This is a genomic window from Budvicia diplopodorum (assembly GCF_009800925.1).
Lineage (GTDB): Bacteria > Pseudomonadota > Gammaproteobacteria > Enterobacterales > Enterobacteriaceae > Budvicia > Budvicia diplopodorum.
On record NZ_WOYF01000002.1, the window covers coordinates 326,659 to 347,051 of the forward strand.

14 protein-coding genes and 1 pseudogene are annotated in these 20,393 nt (G+C 39.7%); 6 read left to right on the forward strand and 9 right to left on the reverse strand.

Annotated features, from left to right (window positions below):
* Positions 1-15: 15 nt before the first annotated feature.
* Genes dptF through GVI43_RS03895 form a run of 4 tightly spaced genes read left to right on the forward strand, consistent with a single transcriptional unit; the run spans position 16 to position 8,900 of the window.
* The gene (gene dptF, locus GVI43_RS03880; protein ID WP_159565428.1) at positions 16-1,665 is read left to right on the forward strand and encodes a DNA phosphorothioation-dependent restriction protein DptF; all 1,650 of its coding nucleotides are present in this window, start codon (positions 16-18) and stop codon (positions 1,663-1,665) included.
* Positions 1,665-2,987 (forward strand): DNA phosphorothioation-dependent restriction protein DptG, encoded by a 1,323-nt coding sequence (dptG, locus tag GVI43_RS03885; RefSeq protein ID WP_159565472.1) that lies wholly within the window; start codon positions 1,665-1,667, stop codon positions 2,985-2,987. Before dptF ends, dptG begins: the two co-directional genes overlap by 1 nt.
* Complete coding sequence (gene dptH / locus GVI43_RS03890; RefSeq protein ID WP_159565429.1) at positions 2,968-8,082, forward strand: DNA phosphorothioation-dependent restriction protein DptH; 5,115 nt, start codon at positions 2,968-2,970, stop codon at positions 8,080-8,082. Before dptG ends, dptH begins: the two co-directional genes overlap by 20 nt.
* A complete protein-coding gene (locus GVI43_RS03895) occupies positions 8,079-8,900 on the forward strand; it encodes a restriction endonuclease (RefSeq protein ID WP_159565430.1) in 822 nt (273 codons plus the stop codon). The genes dptH and GVI43_RS03895 overlap by 4 nt, the downstream gene beginning before the upstream one ends.
* A gap of 66 nt (positions 8,901-8,966) precedes the next feature.
* Here GVI43_RS03895 and GVI43_RS03900 read toward each other — a convergent pair whose 3' ends face one another.
* The 5 genes from GVI43_RS03900 to dndB form a co-directional block, all read right to left on the reverse strand.
* The gene (locus tag GVI43_RS03900) at positions 8,967-9,581 is read right to left on the reverse strand and encodes a hypothetical protein (RefSeq protein WP_159565431.1); all 615 of its coding nucleotides are present in this window, start codon (positions 9,579-9,581) and stop codon (positions 8,967-8,969) included.
* A 75-nt stretch (positions 9,582-9,656) separates the two neighbouring features.
* The gene (dndE, locus tag GVI43_RS03905; RefSeq protein ID WP_159565432.1) at positions 9,657-10,010 is read right to left on the reverse strand and encodes a DNA sulfur modification protein DndE; all 354 of its coding nucleotides are present in this window, start codon (positions 10,008-10,010) and stop codon (positions 9,657-9,659) included.
* Positions 10,010-12,019 (reverse strand): DNA sulfur modification protein DndD, encoded by a 2,010-nt coding sequence (gene dndD, locus GVI43_RS03910; protein ID WP_159565433.1) that lies wholly within the window; start codon positions 12,017-12,019, stop codon positions 10,010-10,012. The genes dndE and dndD overlap by 1 nt, the downstream gene beginning before the upstream one ends.
* Positions 12,009-13,643 carry a DNA phosphorothioation system sulfurtransferase DndC gene (dndC, locus tag GVI43_RS03915; protein ID WP_159565434.1) on the reverse strand — a complete coding sequence of 545 codons (1,635 nt, stop codon included), beginning with the start codon at positions 13,641-13,643 and terminating at the stop codon, positions 12,009-12,011. Before dndC ends, dndD begins: the two co-directional genes overlap by 11 nt.
* Positions 13,640-14,725: a DNA sulfur modification protein DndB gene (gene dndB, locus GVI43_RS03920; protein ID WP_159565435.1), complete on the reverse strand. Its 1,086-nt coding sequence runs from the start codon at positions 14,723-14,725 to the stop codon at positions 13,640-13,642. Before dndB ends, dndC begins: the two co-directional genes overlap by 4 nt.
* A gap of 331 nt (positions 14,726-15,056) precedes the next feature.
* On the opposite strand from dndB, the gene GVI43_RS03925 reads away from it, so the two are divergent.
* The gene (locus tag GVI43_RS03925; RefSeq protein ID WP_108900291.1) at positions 15,057-15,332 is read left to right on the forward strand and encodes a hypothetical protein; all 276 of its coding nucleotides are present in this window, start codon (positions 15,057-15,059) and stop codon (positions 15,330-15,332) included.
* 83 nt (positions 15,333-15,415) lie between these two features.
* Here GVI43_RS03925 and GVI43_RS03930 read toward each other — a convergent pair whose 3' ends face one another.
* The gene (locus GVI43_RS03930; RefSeq protein ID WP_159565436.1) at positions 15,416-15,793 is read right to left on the reverse strand and encodes a hypothetical protein; all 378 of its coding nucleotides are present in this window, start codon (positions 15,791-15,793) and stop codon (positions 15,416-15,418) included.
* Positions 15,794-15,873: 80 nt separating this feature from the next.
* Positions 15,874-16,596, reverse strand: a complete 723-nt coding sequence (locus tag GVI43_RS03935; RefSeq protein ID WP_159565437.1) for a hypothetical protein — start codon at positions 16,594-16,596, stop codon at positions 15,874-15,876.
* An 880-nt stretch (positions 16,597-17,476) separates the two neighbouring features.
* Between GVI43_RS03935 and GVI43_RS16025 the strand changes: the two are divergent.
* A pseudogene (locus GVI43_RS16025) lies at positions 17,477-17,569 on the forward strand (carboxymuconolactone decarboxylase family protein); the annotation flags it as partial.
* Positions 17,570-17,801: 232 nt separating this feature from the next.
* Here GVI43_RS16025 and GVI43_RS03945 read toward each other — a convergent pair.
* Together GVI43_RS03945 and GVI43_RS03950 are read right to left on the reverse strand one after the other, a co-directional pair.
* On the reverse strand, positions 17,802-19,709 hold the full coding sequence (locus GVI43_RS03945) for an autotransporter outer membrane beta-barrel domain-containing protein (protein WP_159565438.1): 1,908 nt from the start codon (positions 19,707-19,709) through the stop codon (positions 17,802-17,804).
* Positions 19,710-20,024: 315 nt separating this feature from the next.
* Positions 20,025-20,393 carry a hypothetical protein gene (locus GVI43_RS03950; protein ID WP_159565439.1) on the reverse strand — a complete coding sequence of 123 codons (369 nt, stop codon included), beginning with the start codon at positions 20,391-20,393 and terminating at the stop codon, positions 20,025-20,027.

Consider the following 20,393-nt stretch of genomic DNA (forward strand, 5'->3'; position numbering starts at 1 on the left):
AGAGAGCATTAAGCTATGGGTTCACTCACGCTCAGGAAAGCTTTAAGCGTGCTGGCTAAGTCATCTTCATTTGCAGTAACTACGGTGACTAATCGGCAAAGGGATATATTTGACGAATTAAAAGATCAACTCTTTGTAAAACAAGATATTGAGACAGCTCTCGTTAAGTGTATGGACTCTCTAAAACAAGGTGAGATCATCTTTCTTTGTGGTAGTAGTGGCGATGGCAAATCAGAAATCCTAATTCGTTGCCGTGAACGTTTTCAACAACGATTGCATTTCCATCTTGACGCAACCCATAGCTTTGCACCAAGACAATCAGCAATTGATGCATTGGACGAACTTTTTGATAATCATAGAGAGGATGGACGCCCTCTAGTTATCGGTATTAATACAGGGATGCTGGCAAATTATGCAGTGGAAGGCGCTGAACAGCATCAAGTTATTCGTTCAGCGATTGAATCATTTTTATCAGAAAAATTAACTGCTAGTAGCCCGTACACTAAGGAAAATTTTAATTTCTTTGATTTTGAACACTATCCAAAATTTCGTTTTGATGAGGAGAAAAATTATTCACTGTTCATCAAAAGTCTACTGCAAAATCTGACAAAAGCTGATAGTTCAAACCGGTTTTATGCTATTGCCCTAAATGACGAACAAGCAGGTATAGAGCCTAAAATTACTGCAAATTTTAGGCTCTTAAGTGAACGTTGTGTTCAGAATGTTCTAATAACCCAACTTTTTAAATCTAGATTGATAAGAGATCAATTTGTTACTACCAGAGCTTTATTAGACCTGCTACATCACCTACTACTCGGTCCCGGTTATTTATTTGATAACCTATTTGTAGGTGAGGAAAATGAACTAGTTCAGAAGATCTCAGGCTTTGATCCAGCCCGGATACATACTCAAGAACTCGATCAGTTTATATTAAGTTATGAACTAGGTTTGCCTGATTCAGAACTTGAAGATTTTTTGGTAATGCTCAAGCAGAGACACATAGAGTTTAATCGCCAACAACCTCATCAAGCCCATGCGTCCTCATTAATTCGCCTTTTCTTTTTATTAAGGGCGGAATCATTAGGTAATAATTACCATCAGAGATTTGCTCGATATTTTGAAGAAACATTACTGGAGCGTTATGCGCAAATATGGCATTTGCACATGAATTACACGGGTAACGCTGAGCAGAAAAAATCTCTACGCCGATTTTATGTTACAGAGTTGATTTCAGGAATTCAGCGGTATGCAAACCGTAAAGCCCCCGAATTAATTACACGAAAAGATGAATTATTTTTAGGTGAGTTCGGCGGTATAAAAATAACGGCGCCTGTTGAATTGAAACCCGATTTTGATGGCATCCTACGTAAAAATTCGACCAATAAAACATGCTTTCAAGCTCATCTGAAAATTGGGGAGCATTCATTGTATTCTATCAATATCAGCATGAATTTATTTGAGTTGTTAGACAAGCTCAATCATGGCTACCGGCCAAATAAATACGATAAAAGTGCCATTGTATTGTTAGATGAAATGGTTGAACACATCACTAAACAGGCAAAATCTAGCTCCGAACTCCGCTTTTATGATGAAGGACAAGGTGTTTATACAGCCAAATCTGATGATGACATAATTACCATTAGTGGCTTAGGCGGAGTAGCATGATGTATCCAATTGCAGAAAAATTGATAGTACGCCGCAACCTATTAGATAGTTATTTACCTGTTCGCAATGGAAATAATGATTTTAACTGGGATGTCGTAACGGGTTTTATTTTAAGTCATGCGTTACGCCTACAAATGAAGATGTTTGATTTGGATCAGTTTAAAGAAAAATGTGAAGAACATTTTACCTCTCAATTAGATGAACCCAATTTCTGGCCTGTACTAGAACGCATGTATTTCACTAATAAAGATATTCTCCGTGTATCGCCTCTTTTTTTATTATTTCATGCACAACAGTTTACTGGCTCAGGTAAATCCAGCCTAGGTGCAGCAAACTGGCGATTAAGTTCTATTTTTGCCAGCTTAATGGGTAATTTTCACCTGCAACAGCCTATCCAGGATCAACTCAACTTTATTGAACAACAGATGCTGGATGAACTAAAAGACAATCTTCAGCCATTTGAGAAAAACCCTTTTATTGATGAGCAGCCCTATTTACCTTATCTGGCTAAATGTTTTCAGGACGATCTAACTTTTCTATCAGAGCATCCCCAATACCTATTACAAGAATTGGGTAATACACTTCGTTTATATGCTTTTACCTACTGTACCCAACTGGCACTAAATTTGGATGACTGGCAAAGAGGTCAACCTAGAAGCAGAGACCTATTTTTTATTCTTGATACGGAAAAAGCCAGTTCAGAACGAGAAAAAATAAAACGCTTTGGTTATAAGGTATTTGCCAATAACAGCAAACGATTATTTCCTATTCTATCCATGCTTGAAGTGCTGCAATGGGACAAAGAAAAGAAACGGCCATTGTGGCAGGTCTATCAGGACACGTTAGCCTATCCTGATCAAGGTTCTGTTTTAGAAAAACTCAATGAATATCTAAATCAATTTATTCAAGACCGTGCTCTTAATCCTATTGATAAACCAGCTATGGATGTTGAAAGCGTTTTCCGTCAATTGCAACAAGTGGCTGAAGAGCAGTTCAATACTGAGCAATCCGACCGTGCTGACGTAAACCGTAAGTATATCAAAGAATTAGAAAATAATATTTGTAGTGACTTTATTCAGCTGCGTGGACGAGCAGGAAAGGTACTGGTCTTAAATCAAGATCGCTTACTTTTACTCACGAATCTAACTATTGGAAAAAATAAGAAACTAAGACTCCATGAACTATTGTGCGGTTTTAAACAACGCGGGTTTTATTTCGATAACCAATCCACACAAACACTGGTTACGTTTTATGAACGTATGGGGAATGTTGAACGAATGAGTGATAGTGGAGACGCTGTATATGTCCGTAAAACTATATGAAACCTATTTAGCCCAGACATTTATTGAATGGGTTAGCCGCGATATTCAAGCAGGGGAACGATATGACTTTAAATCCCCAGATGCCAATAATGCATTAAAACTCTATAAGGCCTTTGTTGAGTTATCCGGTGAAAATTCAATAATGTTAGCTGAGCAGAATTTCCATTATATTCTGTGTAATGACATCCGACTTATTCCTGTATTACATGGGGATAGTGAACCAGCATTTACTGAAAATTATATATCCCATCTACGCGATCAATTTTCTAATAGTGACGAATCATTCAAAGATGTAGCATTGCTGATTATTCATAACAGCATGTTAGATACTTTGCTTAATAGTGCAAAAGACGTCGCAGCATCAGGGGCAATTTGGCATCCAGAAACCTTCAGTCGCAAACTCAAAGAGTTAATTATGCCTGGTCGTAAAGATTATGCATTATCTTGTTGTTTGCTTGAAGATCAACTAGCGATAACGCTTGATGAAGGAGCTACGGTTTTTAGCTTTGCACCATTATATCCTCTCTTAGATGACGGTAATCTTGATTTCACTGAATTAGAACTATTTAAAGATGATGCGCTGCTGGACTTTGATAAAGAGCAGCTCCGAAACCGACTAAATGAAAATCGTAAACTTTATAGTTCCATTACAGAAAGCGTTGAACGATATAGCGACCAACTAGAAAACGTACTGTCTGAATTTAGCCCTAAATTTATCCAACAACATTTCGTTGAAAATGACGACTGGCGTTCACTTGATTTTTCCGTTTATCGTGAAGAAATAAAAACCAACAATGAACAAAAATTAGTTCTGGATGATATTTCAATAATAGATGGCATTTTGTGGCAACGAGCAAAAAGCTCTACAAAGGCAGGACAACGTGATTTCAGCTTACTCATACAAGTCCCTCAAGGGCAACAACAAGCGGAGTTATCATTTACCTTCATTGGTAATGACTTGCAAGATAAGCAAGTAAGAATTGCACATAACAACAAACTAAAGAAACACCGCTTATGGCAAATAAGTCGTGCCGGTGGAAAATATTCGCGAATGAAAGTAGCCGTACCATTCGATGGACATCCCTGTTTCTTTAGTCTTGAATTAGTCGATCGGGGAAACCGTGCGGAAGAATATAAATTTCGTCTATTAATCGTCCAACAAGGCAGTTTTTGGTTAGAAGATATTAAGCATTCTTACCGTATAGAGCCAGGAAACGGACGGCTAACATTACAATTAGAAGAAAATAAATTACGTATTGCACAATCCGGTGATGCAATTTGTACGTTAGATGAAAACATCAACGACATTGACTGTTCACAATACGCGAAATTAGATTTTGATACATTAGCAAATGAGTCTGAACTTATTGAGTTCACGCTACTTTCAGGAGAAGACCGTCTACGTTTCAATATTGAAGGCTTAAGTGCGGAAGAAGTTCTGACTTTACCACTACTATTTGATCAAAACCGCATATCCAAGCTTTTCCGGGAAGATGGGCATGCTGAATATAATCGAACTAAGCATCGCATCATTCTTGATAACACAGAACATCGCATCGTAGGTGTCCGCCTGCAGCTACTAGAGCTGGAAGCTACGATGATAGAACAACAACTTCTTTATGTTGGTAAGAATCACCATTCTTTTACACTTAACGACATACAAGCTGATCATCCAAATTTATATCATGCCTACCAAGAACTATTTGCTTATTATCAGCATTACAACTCTTTGCCTAGTCTAGTTTCATGGTCAGAAAGCTACTGCCTATTAATCAACAAGGTATTGGTAGCCTATGAACAAGCACTACTAAATATTGCACCTTACCAGGTACTCAGCGAACAAGATAAATCACTGTTACGTTTAGGTACTTATTATCATGAAGACCCTGATTTTTTTGAACATAGAGAACGTCTTTCACCTTTGCATCCACTGATTTTGGCTTATCATTTACAACTAGTCGAAGCTATCAGAGCCGAATTTAAGCAACATGCATCAACATCCTTTGCCGAACTACCAGAAATAACCTTAGATCGTTTAATCGCCTCTGGACTAATGCCATTTGTTTATCACAATGAACATGAATATGCTCAACTACAACCCGTTGCTGAAAACCGCTTCTGGATTGATATTGTACCGCAACGAGGTATGAGCCATGACTATGTGAAACGGTTAGTCAAAGATAAGCTTAATGAATTTACTGATGCGTATGCTCGGTTGTTTTATGGTGCGGGTAAGAGTGCTCTAATAATTAATGCTATTAATCAAGGGAAAGCTAAGGAATTATTTCTAGGTTTAGTGGATTATTTTAAACAAGAAAAAGAAAACGCGACACCAATACACGTTAACTGCTATGACGAACATCTAATACAGAATACGTTTGATGATTTCGCAGAAAGCGGGTCTTATGAGCAGCTAAAAGATAACTTAGGCCTGAATAGTGGCGCGTGGCGAACTGACGCTGATATGCTAATTGACCTAATGCGTAGCCGCCTAACCTTCAGCAAATTCACCACTCCACCAGAAAATGAAAAGCTAGCTTATGCTCATTTAGCATTTTTCAGTAACATTGCGCCTGTAGATTGTAGAAGTATCAATATAGACAAAGCACCAAGTGGAGTCTTATGTCATGGACTCATCGCGGGAGAAGGTTCAGAGACACAGTCTGATGCCTATTTTACCGCCTTTGGCTTACGACAAGTAAATACTGAGCCTTATTCAACTTTACGGCTTGCGAAGCTATTAGGAACCTTATGGCAGCCGGCTCGCCAGAGCAATAGCCAATACCAAGGTCAAAGCCTAGGGTTGGCGGTTAGTGCCAACTTCAAAGAGTTATTAACCCGGTCTTATGACAGCTCACTTTGGACTACCATAATAGACCCTAAAGTCACTCTTGATTTTTTCACCAACCAAAAAGGAGTAGTGCTTATCCACTACTCCGATCAATACACCAGCTGTGCTGGGTATGATGCAGTCACCGTAACTAAACAGGTAAGCCTGTTTAAACAATTACTCCAGATGGAAAACACCGAAAAGCAGGAAAGTAAAATCGATGGTGAGCAACTACTTTCTGAATTTAATGCTTTCAATGGTGAGTGGTTACTGAGAATGTTGCGCTCCAATGATAAAGAACGCAAAGAAAAGCACGGCATTATCGGTGCCTACAAATTTACACAAGCAATGCTACGCCATTCCGATATTTGCTGGATCCCACTTTCCGTAGCTGAGATGATCCGGGTATCTGGCAACGTAGGGCTTAGAATGAAAGAAAGCGAGTTCTCTCGCCAGTTACATGGTTACCGCAAAGGTGCCATCTCAGATGATGTTCTATTTGTTGGTTTTAAGGATGGCAAGCTATTTTTACTCCCCTTAGAAGTTAAGACCGGAGTTAGACCTGATTATAAATATGCAGGTCAGCAAGCCCGCGAACTAAAACGTTATTTACAGCAAGATATTCTGGGCAAAACAACGTTAGCATCACAGCTGTATCGCGCGTTATTTATTCGCCAGATATTAATGCAAGTAGAGAAATTGCAGATCTATGGTGTATTAAATAGTTCAGCTCTTGAACCGCTCCTTGCTAATCGCGAATGGTGGCTGACAGGAGAATATCAACTAGGTGAATTACCGGATTATATTAACGGTATTGTATTGGCACATGTCAGTAACGGCAGCTGTTTTGAACCATCCTGGAAAGAAACTGAAGATCGAATCTTACAGATCGAGCTACCTTATACGCTACTTTCATCCTTAATTGCAGCACGAACTAATACACAATGGGAAGTGCTAATGGAACGCTATCACGTTCCAGAGAAATATCAGCTTAAACCTAACAGTGAAATGAGTGTATTCGAGGCAAAACTTGATGAATTATTGGCAGTGCCAGAAATTGAACCGATTTCTGAGTCAGTGCAAGTTAACATTCCAGTAGATAAAAGTGAATCGCCACAACCAACTGTAATATCTGATGAGCCACTGCAGGTATTATTTGGCCACGAGTCATTACATCAAACCCCTCTTTATTGGGAACCAACGAATACCGCCAAATTTATGAATACCAATACCGGCATCATTGGCACAATGGGTACTGGCAAAACACAATTCACTAAATCAGTGGTTACACAACTTATACGTAGCCAACCAAATAATGTTGCTGGAGCGCCTATTGGTCTACTCATTTTTGACTATAAATCAGACTATATAGATGAAGCGTTTATAGCAGCAACTGGAGCAAAAAAATATCGCTTGTCTTTACTACCTTATAATCCGTTATCTCTATTTGGCGATATGCCTATGCTACCGAGGCATACAGCAATGGGATTCGCAGAGACGATGGGCCGAGCTTACAATTTGGGTGTTAAACAACGAATGAAGCTCATCACCCTAGTGATGGAATGTTACGAAGCTGCTGGAATTTCCGCTAAAGACAGTTCTACATGGGGCTTAACAGCTCCAACAATTGAAGATATCTGGCAACGGTATATCACGCAGGATAAAGTCGAAGAAGATTCACTGTATGCAGCTCTATACAACCTTGCTGATTTCCAGATTTTTGAAACAAACCCAGAGAATATGGTGAGCTTATATGATTTGCTCACTGGCGTTACAGTTATTGAGTTGTCTGGTTATTCAGAGGAAATTCAAAATCTAGTGGTAGCCCTAACTCTAGATTTGTTTTATGCCCAGATGCAAAAACGCGGCAAGCCGATAATCCAAGGCGATTACCGCCAGATGACAAAAATGATTTTGGTTGATGAAGCCGATAACTTTATGCGTCAAGACTTCCCTAGTTTACGTAAAATTCTTAAAGAAGGCCGTGAGTATGGCGTAGGAGTAATTCTATCTACACAGGAGATCACTCACTTTAAGACTGGGGATAATAATTACGCTTCTTATATTTTGACCTGGGTTATCCACCGAGTATCAGAGATTAAAAATACCGATATTAAGGCGGTATTTAATGTTGATGATAAGAATGAACAAGAATCATTAATGGGGCAAGTTCGACAATTAGATAAGCATTTTAGCCTGTATATTGATGGTGATAAGAAGGTGAAGAAAATGCGGGATAAGGCGTTTTGGGAGTTACTGAAATGACAATTATTGAAGCTATAGTAAATGTTTTGCGTGAGCATGGAAAAGCATTATCACATAAAGACATTTACGACAAAATTATAAATAAAAAGTATTATTCTTTTGGAGCAAAAGATCCTGTTTCCGTGGTTAGAGGAGAAATTAGGAAACATTGTTATGGCATTGATTTTCCAAGTGCATCCCCACGAAAAATATTTGTTGAGGTTAAATCTATTGGGCAATCTAAACCCCTGTATGATTTATGGCATGGTCAATTGTCTAAAAATGATCCTACAAAAATAGAAAAAACAATCAAAGATCAATTACCAGAAGAGATTATACATAATCAGTATATTGAACATACAAATAATATTAAGAGTCAGTTGCTTGATGCTATTAACTCTTCCGATCCAGCTTTTTTTGAACGACTTGTTGTAACTCTTTTATTAAAAATGGGATATGGCTGGCATGAATCTCAAGCCGGTAAAGTTGTTGGTGGTGCTGGAGATGAGGGAATTGATGGAATTATTAATGAAGATAAATTGGGCCTAGAAAAAATATACATTCAAGCCAAAAGATATAATAGTAAAAAAGTTCCTCCCAGTGAAATTCGTGAGTTTATAGGCTCAATGAATCAAAAAGGTGCACATAAAGGCGTTTTCTTTTCATCATCATATTTTACTGAACAAGCCATAATTAGCGCAGAAAAGGCTCAAGGCATGACTATTACATTAATTGATGGTGAGCAGTTGTGTGAGTATTTGGTTCAAAATGGCATGGGTGTTGCTAAGGTTAGCTCATATGATTTATATGAAATAGATAGAAATTTTTTTGATTATTAAAATAGAATAAATCTCAATTGAATCCCCACAAAGAATTTTTTCATTCTTTTTGGGGATTCAATAACACTACTTTTTTAATTTATTTTTATAGTCTCTAATCCCATCAAAACAATTATTTTTTATTTTATCTATCTCATTTCTTTTTTTTAATATATTTTCAGATAACTCTTCATATTCCTCTTTCGATTGCTTTGCTGCAACATTTTCAATGTCATATATGAAGTTCCTAAATTCAACAACTTTTGTTTTAAGCATATCGATATCATCTTTTATTTTCGTTGCACCTATTGAACGAAAAATACTGGCTGCCATATTATAATCTCTAAAAGAAGCATATACGCCCTCAGATGATTCTCTATCTTTTTCCGCAAAACTGCTCTCAAGCTCAACTACACTATTACTAGATAATTTCTTATATTTCCTTTCTTTATTTGAAATATATAAACCTACCGCATCTGAAAATATGAACAAGTGTTCAAATGCTTTATATAACATTTCAACTTCTTTTTCATTCACCTTACTCTTTACTAACTGTTTAGGTGCTTGAATAAAAGTATAGTAACCAAAAAACACAAAAAACAATGATGTGAAAATACCAGCTATAGCAGAGATATAATCTATCCAATCCTTACTTGAGGATAATTTTATTAATTCTGAAATTTGCTCATATGTTATATTCATGCTTATCTCATTTTTAAATTCATTTAAGTATAATATTTTAACTTCTAAGATTAAAGAATCTATGCCATATAGAACTCACAGAAACCTTGTTAACTCATTAATACTTCTATGGTTTCTAATAGATGCTACGCCATCATCTACATGCGCAGCCCAAGCCTTTATCAAATCCGTGTGATTTAGTTCAGCATAAAACATTTTCAGAACCAACTCAGTAATTTGAGTGGTTTCTCCAAGCCAAGTGATTTTATCCAGCACCAATAAACCATCAAGTTTTTTATTATCTCTCTCGGGTGAATAGCGAAAACCGCTTTCGACTGAACGGAAAAATGCTAAACGTGCTGCAACATTGGGGGTAATTCCAGTATAACCTTTCAATTTTTTAAGCTGTTCTTCAGTCTGACGACTGAGCTGCATTCTATTCGGGAGCATCAAACCGCCTCCTTAGTTAATTCCCAGAAATATCCTGGTTTCAGAGAGGATGACTTAGTATGTGCATTAAAGACAATCTCATAAGCATGCGAAATATCATCACGCAGCTGATCAACAAAATACCGCTCATCCACTTCAGTATCAGTAGACAACAACACTACCTGATGACTAGCATACGGGAAATAATGATTAATCAATTTATCTCGATGCAGAGAATCTAAGCGGCCTAACGGAGTATCAATAATCACCGGCAGGTCACGCCCAGAAGTTTTTGCCAGTGCTTCAAGAATGGCAATTGCGTAAATCTGTTTTTCTCCAGCAGAAAGCAGCTTACGATTAATGACAGAACCTTTCTCATCTACTAACTCAACGTCAAACGTCTCCGGATTTATATGCGAGTAAAGCTGTAAATCTTCTTTGCGGGCTAATTTCCGATAGGCCATTTCAAAATTAGTCGACAGTGTTCTAACCCTAGCCTGAGTTAGTACCTCACTGTAGCGATCAAGCAAATTAATCGTCTCTTGTGCGTTCTTAAATGCACTACTAAAACTATGTTGATTCCTCGTGGAATCATGCGTTTTTTGTACCTGACGAACGCAGTCTAGCTGTTGCTGTTTAACCTGTTTAGCCTGTTCCAGCACAGTACGATATTTTTGATGCTCAGTTTCTCGTTGTCGATCGAGATCTCGTAGCTTCTCAAAAATATCAAGCAATTGATCGTCTTCCGGTGCTCGAGCGATATTGGCCGCTGCCTGTTCTAACTGTTGTTCAATATCAGTAAGCTGTTTGCGGTAAAGATCAAAGCGCTCCCATGCTTTTTTACTATCTTGCTCGATGGACTGCTGTAACATGCCAACTTCACGTTCAGAGATATCAAACAATAAATCGCCTTTAGGTTTAGTCGACATGTAATCTTTCAGGTTGTCGGCAATTGCCTCCGTAGCAATAACTCTGGTACTACTCTCACTGCTGGAACGTAAAGCAATATCATTTCTTAGCTGAGCTAAAAACTGATTTAGCTCTTTCTCAAAGCTCCTCGCCTGTTTGATCTGTGCTTCATCGGCAAGTTTCTTTAGTAGCAAAGATAATATGGTTGGAGCTAGTGCATAGGGTAATGAACCATCACATTCATGGCGTAGTGCTTTCTCCAACCGATCCTTATCTTTTAACAGCGTTTCGACTTTTTGCTTTTCCTGTGCTTTAGTCCGGGCAAATGCCCCCCCCTGTGCATTCAGCATGCCTTCATAACGAGTAATATCTTTAGACAGAACATCAATCCGCGTTTTCGTAAAATCTGCTTTTTCCAGCAGAATTTCTGCCTCACTAGCTAACGTTTTAATTTGCGTCTCTAACTCTGCGAGATGATGTTGCTGAGAGCCTTCTAGCTGGTTAGATTGCTGCCGCTTAACAAATATTACTAAGTCATTACGTAACTTATCAATCAGATCCAACCCCAACAAACGGCGCACAGCAGTGCGTAAAATATTCCCGGATTCATCCTCAGCTAACTCAGCTATTTTCTCACCATCAAAAAAGAACAAATCGGCAATACCATGAGGAATTAATTCATTAAGAAAACCCTGGCACTGATCATAATCCAGTTCACTACGAGGTTGCCCATCTTGTTGCAATGAAAGCTGGTCCTTTTTGCCTCTTTTCCAGCTACGCGTCACAGTAAACTCTGATTCCTGTCCGCCTTTATTGTAGGTAAATGTCAGCTCTATTGCTGCATCTTCCGGACGTTCGGAGGTATCGACACCGTTATGGATTAACTCACTGAGTTGGTTAATATAATCTTGCTGCTGAGTCGCAGAGCCAAATGCTAATCGCCCGTATAGTGCCAACCGGATTGCTGACAGAATAGAAGTTTTTCCCGCACCGTTTAAACCACCAAACAATACAATTGGACGAGAGTTATCTTCATAGTGTCGTGTTCTAGGCGCTAAATCGATAGTATGAGAACCATTGAATACCCGGAAATTATGTAGCACCAGTTGTTTAATTAGCACGTTCGTTTTCCTCACTGGTAAATACAGATATTTCACCGGCATTGATAATTCTGCGTTGTAAATCCTGAAGTTCCTTCTCCAGTTTTTCAACCCCTTCCTGATGCACATCCCGCTCGTTACGCTTCTGTAACGTTGCCTGCTGTTGCTTAATCTCTTCCAGACTACCCCAGTCTTGTTTCAGGATCGTACTGAGCTTATCAAATATCCCCTGACGGCGGCTTAATCCTTCCATTGAGACTTCCAGTTCAATCAGCTTCATTACCATTTCAGGCACAACGTCGAAACTTTGAGCAATCTGCGCAAGTAAGTCAGCATCACTGGCATCAAAACGTGACTGATCATCTACTATCCAGTCTAAATCTTTCTGATATACCCCACGATAAATGCCCGGTAATGCATCATACCAGTCAGGCTCATTCGGATCTTTTAACCATTCCTGACGGATAGCGTGCAGCTCAGGTTGAGTAATTAGCGTGATAGTATGACCTTGCGCATTCATGTCACGCTCTATTTCCAGTAAGTCTTTCAGCCATTGCTGCCGGTATTTCATCCAGTAAGGACCTGGAACATGCTTACGTTCAGCGTTAGTGTCTTCACCATCTTTGGCGTACTGATAACTAACCTTGCCAGTACGGCGCTTATAGTTACGGAAAGTATCTTTATTTGCCGGATCGGTAGTAAATGCCAGCAGATCACGATATTTCAGCAATGGAGACATCCAAACTTCACCATTTTGAATCAGGCTTTCCATTGCTTTATCTTTGGTGACAACGGTACAAGTCCAGCAGCCAAAACGTGAGTTACCACATGATGGGGTGCTATCATCAATCACCAGCGGACATTCACCCTGCGCTGAAGAATCCATATATAACGTCCATAAAGGGCGATGATTCCCCCCCCACGGGCTTTCCCACTCATCAATATCATCAGGTGCATAACGGAATGCGCCTCTTAACAATTTCCATACGTCTTCCACATCCCAAGTATCAATCGGCGTGTAGATAAAGGCATTAGATAGTGTTGTGTGTCTGGCAAGACGTGAACCGTCAATTTTATGTTTAGCTATAACTTGTGCACGAGAGGCGCTTTCACTGCTACGTGAACCTAACACCACAATCACTTCGTCAAACTGACTGACTTTATCTTTGATAAAATCGCTTACAGGATTGATCTTCATTCGCTCAGTGCACCAGCGGAAACTGCGTGTTGGAGCGGGATAACCTTTACCTAACAGATTTACCCAAAATGTTTCATGCGTTTTAGGCGTGACCGCATGCTGAGTTATTGGTAATCCGTCACGTTTTGCACCAGACTCAATTTGCAACATGGTTTTCTTGATTAAGTCCACCACTACTGGAGTTTCTACTAGCGTATCGGATGAGACAACAAATACATCCTTTTGCCGCATTTCGGGAGGAAGACCTAACAATGCCAAATATACTAATGTAATAACTGCAGAAGAGTCTTTGCCACCACTATAACCAATTACCCAAGGCCGTTTATCTGCACAATAGATACGTTGAACCTCTGACACATACTCAAAAAGAGGACGGCCAGCAAAAGACTCTTCATTGATGAAATCTTCGTAATCACCCAAATCGTGGGCTTGAATCAATTTACTCATGATACGACCATTTGTGCTTCGAGCTGTTGTTCTTCAACGCTGAGAGGCAGCATTAAAGCCTGCTTAAGTGCATTGCAGGTAAGTTGAATAGCGGTGGTTGATTTGCTCAGCTTACCATGTAGCATTGCCCGTTTAACCCACTCAGGATTAGACTTACGCCAATTTATCTCTTTTAAAAGATTTAGTTGCTGTTGCCAGTGCTCTGGATACTCAGCAAATAAACTACGCCCAAGCAACCCTAAAGCATGTAAACCAATTCCATGCGCGTGTAAATATTCTTGGCGAAGATGGGCTGGAGAAACTTCCTTTTTAACGGCCATTTGCCAATCGGGCATGACTTTATAAATTTCTAGCCAATATTGACTTGCCAGCTCTTTATCTTTATCGGTACAACCGTCTTTTGGACCATGTCCAAGTAAAGCTCGTGTTGCTTGTTTGATACTGCTTAGAGTGAAAAGTTTGTTAGAAAGCATAGATATACTAGATTTCTCCAATTCAGTAAGACCGATAAAAGGCTCAACATAATTGGCAAGGTAACGAGCTAGTTCAGACCCCATATCTCTATGATCATAAAGGGTCGCTAATGATGGGCTAGGTTTTACCGCATATTTATTAAGATCGGCAAACATCTGCTGGCTGCGTTTTAAGCCTTCATCAACAAAAAATAGAACGGGAATATTGTCTTGCCCTAAATCTGGTTTCTCTTCTAAAGCTTGTTCAATCGCTTTACGCCGATGTTGCCCATCATTGATTAGAATCTGTGCGTCCATTGGAACTCTTAAAATTCCAAGATTATTCGAACCAGTATGCTCGACAAATTCAACATCAACTGCGATCGATGCAGTTAAAGCAGAAAAGACATATTCTTTTGGATTATCAAGCAAATAACGAACCATTTCTGGAATTCGTGTTTTATTTAATGTTCGCTGTGCTCTAAGTTCAGGAGGAACTTCTGTCTCATCAAAACTAAAAATTTTGGGTATGATACGCATAGGGCAAGTTGCTATATAAAAAGGCCGCCCCGCTTGTATTCCCCGTACAGCAGGAAATGAGTAACAGTACTCTGTATCAAAATTAGCCATTGCCACAATCCACTGAGATGAACTCTCATTAAACCTAGTTACGTTATATTTTACGTAATTTACGATAAAATACTACAGAACGTTATCCCTTACGTCATTAGGTCAAAGGTGCTTCATTAAGCATGTCTTCCTGTGAAAATACAAGTTACAGTAAACAATTCTTATTTATTAGAATAAGTTATATCGTACTGATAGTACTCTGCCATTAAACATTGATCGTCAAAAACAATCGATACTCAAATCCCGATCGAAACAAACGATCAATCAGTGATAGGAAACCTGATAGATTAAAAAAAACAATAAATCTTCAATCGATTCAGGATTAAATCACATGGCTCTCAGTATTTACGTTCCGATCATTCGTAATAATAGCGAAGGATTAACATCAACTAACCCGTTGGCTTTAATGCTTACTCAAGACGTTGCCCTGAATTACCTGCTAAAGCATGCGCAGATGTGTCATCCCAATGAGGCACTGACTTACCGTATCGCTCGATATGACTTATTGGAAGAGCTAGCTTGCTTTACCTATATCGACCAGACCCACTATCAGGTAGTGATGGTTGATGGGCAACCCGACAGCCTAGAAACCATTCTCAAGCAGTAACCCCATGAAGAATCTCAATATAGAAAAGCATTCGTCCCATACAGTTAACATAATAAGATAAAGCCCGTGGATAGGTTCTACTATCATTTGGCTTCTGCATCCACGAGTATTTGGCGAATCATCATCGGTTCTACACCTGAAGAATCAATTCTAAAGCTAGAGCTAATCCTGCTGGCAATCGTTACTTGCCCCACAACATGATCGTTGTAGCGTAACACCACAGTCTTCCCAATTTTCATCTTAGTAAATGTTGATAATTGATCGGCACACCCTTGATTTAATCGAAAGAAAACACCCTCACGGCCAACCAACTCTGACTCAACTTTAGAGACTTCCACGACACAATCTGCCGGAATGAAAACTGTTTCATCACCGACAGAAAAGGAGATATCTTTAATCTTTGCTTGCGCATTACTCGCGATAAAAATAGCAAAAATTAATACAACCAAACGCCCTTTCATGAATTCACCTTCCATTCCTTCGTATATTCGACATATCAATCCAACTCCTGAGAAACACCACCCCATCAGCATCAATGTCTTTATATTGAGATTGGATTATCTAGCCAACTGGAATAGAAAGCAAAGAACAGATATTCCTCAACTAGGACCTGCAATTCCGGATGTTGAGTCAAATAGCTCAACATCAATGCATTGAGCGTGACAACTGATTGTCTTAATACGGTATCAATATTTCCGCTCAATAACGCATGAAAACAGACTAATGCAAAACGTTCCCGTTCTGAAGCCTCCATCAACGTTGCTGATAATTGAGAGACTGTGTGCTGTAACTCACTCAGCCCCAAGCGATGGCACTCGTCATTAAGGAGCTCAACGAATGGGGGGACTTGCGGAGAGTGTTCCAACGGACTTTTTGTTCGTGTTATTGCGGAACCTTGTGTATAAGCGAGCCTTCGTGGATGGTGACGGATGATATTTTCCTTTATCAACACCTTAATAATGAGTTCAGGAGCGATTATCCCGCTTGCTCGAGTACCTTCAATACTATTGAAACCACCAGGTAGCTCACAGAGTACAATCTGGGTCCAACGGCGTAATCGATTCACTTCGGGTTCTAAATCTATAGCGATATCAGAGTATTGATTAAGTCGGCTTTGAGTTTCTATCTTTAATATCATTAATTGACCTAATACTGTCGGATCAATAAAACGGTTCTGTCGGGCAATGTAATGTCTGAAAGCATACATATTGCAGGTCTGAGGACGTGCGGTTACCGGCACATCCGTGATGAATGATAATGTCATAATAGTCTCACGACGATAGGATCAAACAGGTAACCCTTTGCGCTTTCGGGGATAAGTCTTCGAATAAAGCCATAGGGTCGTTTAAGATGAGAGAAAAATGAATGCTCGGTGCGAAGGCATGCCGATGAGAGTTATCGCTCAGCAGTGGCGAACGATAGATCAGGGCTGTCTATATCCAATACATAAAGATGGCCGTAATAGTAAAATTTTACGTTGCGATGACATTACCGGTCATCAATGAGGGAGCGGTGACGGTGTTTTCGAGAACATCGTCATTGAATGACAACAGCAGACATAATTACGCCCCCCCTACAGCGCTACTTTGATTGATATCACCGCCCAAAACCAGTGAGTTACTCTAGATTTACCCCATGAAAATATATTTTATTCCAATCATAGTTTACGACGATCAAAATCAACAGCATTGATCGTTCATAACGATCTGACTCTCTTTGCATGCTCTGGTAGTGTTCTTCAATCTGTCCGAATAAACCCAATAGTCTTCTATTTACAAAGAATTATTGGGTGATATTTATCGAGATAAGACAATTATCGCAATGGCACTAAGCCATGAAAATAAAGCACTTTACTCATTAACTTAAGGACTCGTACTATGGGTGGCATATCAATTCTTCAATTGTTAATACTTTTAATTTGTGCATTACCGGTTGTTCTTGTTGTTGTTCTGATTATTTTTCTGATTAAACGAATGTCAGCACCTAAAAAGAACAGCTGAAAAGACAAGGTGACATAGCGTTTATGTTCTCTCCATCACCATTGATCTGAGTAAGCTAAGTTTTACTTATCAGTCATTCCATTTAAAACAATAGGAATAGAGCATGGATATTCACAGATATACGTCTGACGAACTGAGTGTTCTTACTGCCTCGATGTTCATACAAAGGCAGCTAAAAAGGCTGGTGCTACCGCTGAAGAAATCGCAGAACTGATTTCGATTGCAGCAGCAGTGTGAGCTGGCGTAACAATTGGGCACGGACGTATGGTTATCCGCCTATTTGAGAAGGCCTAAACCTAACTCCACGAACCGTCCAGTAACGCTGGTCTATCGCTAACATTCAACTCGGCCAGATCAGACAGTCGCGGATAAAGCTAGCCACTGTCTGATCTGCACTGAACGACTACAACTCAATAACGTGAACCTACGTCATAATCTGCTTCTTAACGCATGAATGCATCGTTAACCATCAAAACCGGATTCTGAATCCAGCATCAACCCTGACAGGGGTTTCAACTTTATTGCCGTTTTGGTAATCCACTTCAGTGTAAACCGAAGCATGATTGGTAATCGCCGCATCAAGCCCTAAACCATATTTTCCAACGTTGCCGGAAAAATCATTGTTAAAGCCGATATCATTAATATCCACTTTGTTAGACTTAATAAACTCACGGGCAACGGCCAGTTTGGCATAAGGTTTGAACACCATTTCTCCTGACGAAAATTTGGTGCTGAACAGGGTACCAAGTTCCCCCTGGACGCTGTCAGAACTATCAATATGGGTATTCATACCGTTGCTTAAGGTGTAATCCGCACTGCCAATTTTTGAGTACTGCATTTTGGCATAAGGTTCTACCGCGTATTCTTGATACACCGGAATGTTAAAACCACTTTCCAGTGAAGCGGTTATGGCATTCTGGCTATAGCTGCCGGTTCCGGTATTGCCACTGCTCATTTGGGTACGAGTTTCACTACTGAGGTGATTGCCCTTGAGAACTGAGTCAATATAAAAACCTGTCGTATCCATATAAGTCAGATATGCACCACCACCGTAGCTTCTGATTTCACCATTACCGCCGTCATTAAATTTAACGTCAGAATTGCTGTAAGAAGTAAAAACGCCAACCAGCAGTTTGCCCTGGTTTAAATCAATTTGTTTATCACCGCCGATTTCCAGCCCGTTAAGGGTGTTTTTGAACCCGACATTTTTATTGTCAGACAGGCGACTGGTATCGTTGGTATAACGTGCCCATACGCCAGCATTCCCCGCTTTGTCGAGGCTCAAATCACCCTGACGTTGGCGAAGGGTTGATAACTCAGCGGATAATATATGGCGGGGAGCCGCAGCCATATCAAGAACCCCTTTTGCACTTAAGCTCAACGCTCTACCTATTGCTCCACTCCCGGATGAGTTTGCTTGTTGGTCACCGGTATTAGCTGGAACGGTATTCAGGTACCAGTCGGTACTTTCACCAGATCTGGTGCTATACAATTTGTACTGATAGACACCCAGATCGACCACATTATTGGTATTCAACAGGCTAAAACTGGCATCGCCGCTATTGGCGTGGATCACCGTCAATGGTGCAGTCGTGTGTGGCTCTTTACCGCTGTCATTCACCATCAGGCCAAACTGCCCGGTAGCCCTGTTGGCAATATTAATAAAATCACCCATGTTGTCTGCCAACTGAGTGGTAATACCAAAGTTACCTTGACCTGAAAGGTTATTGATTTCTAGTCGGTTAGGCTGCGCTGCAGGACCATACGCAATAAGATCAATATACCCATTCTGAAGAACGAGGTTGTTGATTTTGGTTACAAGGCTCGGGCCGACAGTTGACGGTGTTGGGGCGAAATCTTCTCTACGGCTATATAGCCATGTAGGTTCGATGGTGACAACACCGGCAACATTCAGATTTTCTATGGTAACATTTGCCGGATCCGCAGGATCGTGAGTAGTAACTTCTACGGTTTGATAATCAGTATTACTAATATGCATCATCCCACCGCTGGCAATATTTAAATAGCCACTCGAACGGCTATCTACCTCCATATACAGCAATCCACCGGCATTAACTTGAGTATTACTAATTATTCCCTCGTGTATAAATAGCGTTCCATTTTGGTTGACAATAGTATTATTAGCTCGGCTATCAGCATCCTGTATAAATATCTCGCCACCATCACTAACAATATTGTTATTAATAATGCCGCCACCCGTGACTGATTGCGAATTACGAGGTGAAGTACTTTCCGCTTCCGTTATTATTTCGTTACTAACGGTAATTCCACGAACATTTTCTGTAAATGCTAATGAGTTAGCTGAAAAGCCTAAAAATGATGCTCCGATGATGCAGGCTAGTAATGTTTTTTCCATGATGTTTTACCTGTGAATCCTTGTTGTTTTATTGATATTCTATTTTGTTGAACTATACGCTTGTAGGAATGGAGCACACAGTTTGACGACAGCAGATCCGGCACCTACCTGCAACAGACCATTAAGATTTAATAGTTGAAGGGGCAAGGATTCACCTCCGGCAAGCCGGTTACAGTGACCATTAACTGAGTCCAATTTGTGACGGTTAAAAACAATACCCCGACCACATCAGTCAGGGTATATTTCTCAAGATAATTTTTCCAAAGATAGAAGTTGAACTTTATCTGACTCGATTATTTGCAAAATTCATGATAGCTAGCCTTTATTAATATATATAGCATCACTTTTAGCCGGGGCTGTCATTTCCCACCCCATAGATAGCAAAATTTCTCTTGCTAGCGTTCTCATATATTCCCATTCGCTACTATGGCAAAGGGCATCATCATTCCAGAACTGGATATTCGTAGGACCACTTATAGATAACATATAGTCATCTAATCGCTTAATTGATGCTTTTTGCTCATCGCTCATCAATATAGTGATAGAGGGTAAATTTACCTCATCTAAAGCAAGTTCCCACTCAACTGCCAGTTCATCAGCTACATTAGCAAAATCAGGAAATAGCTCTTTTTGGATAGAACTTGGTTGCGCAATAGCTTGAGTTATCCATTTAATTTTATTCAT

Bases quoted from the DNA above. Each gene is read 5' to 3' on its own strand.
- dptF (WP_159565428.1), top strand. From the start codon at position 16: ATGGGTTCACTCACGCTCAGGAAAGCTTTAAGCGTGCTGGCTAAGTCA.
- dptG (WP_159565472.1), top strand. From the start codon at position 1,665: ATGTATCCAATTGCAGAAAAATTGATAGTACGCCGCAACCTATTAGAT.
- dptH (WP_159565429.1), top strand. From the start codon at position 2,968: ATGTCCGTAAAACTATATGAAACCTATTTAGCCCAGACATTTATTGAA.
- GVI43_RS03895 (WP_159565430.1), top strand. From the start codon at position 8,079: ATGACAATTATTGAAGCTATAGTAAATGTTTTGCGTGAGCATGGAAAA.
- GVI43_RS03900 (WP_159565431.1), bottom strand. From the start codon at position 9,581: ATGAATATAACATATGAGCAAATTTCAGAATTAATAAAATTATCCTCA.
- dndE (WP_159565432.1), bottom strand. From the start codon at position 10,010: ATGCTCCCGAATAGAATGCAGCTCAGTCGTCAGACTGAAGAACAGCTT.
- dndC (WP_159565434.1), bottom strand. From the start codon at position 13,643: ATGAGTAAATTGATTCAAGCCCACGATTTGGGTGATTACGAAGATTTC.
- dndB (WP_159565435.1), bottom strand. From the start codon at position 14,725: ATGGCTAATTTTGATACAGAGTACTGTTACTCATTTCCTGCTGTACGG.
- GVI43_RS03925 (WP_108900291.1), top strand. From the start codon at position 15,057: ATGGCTCTCAGTATTTACGTTCCGATCATTCGTAATAATAGCGAAGGA.
- GVI43_RS03930 (WP_159565436.1), bottom strand. From the start codon at position 15,793: ATGAAAGGGCGTTTGGTTGTATTAATTTTTGCTATTTTTATCGCGAGT.
- GVI43_RS03935 (WP_159565437.1), bottom strand. From the start codon at position 16,596: ATGACATTATCATTCATCACGGATGTGCCGGTAACCGCACGTCCTCAG.
- GVI43_RS03945 (WP_159565438.1), bottom strand. From the start codon at position 19,709: ATGGAAAAAACATTACTAGCCTGCATCATCGGAGCATCATTTTTAGGC.
- GVI43_RS03950 (WP_159565439.1), bottom strand. From the start codon at position 20,393: ATGAATAAAATTAAATGGATAACTCAAGCTATTGCGCAACCAAGTTCT.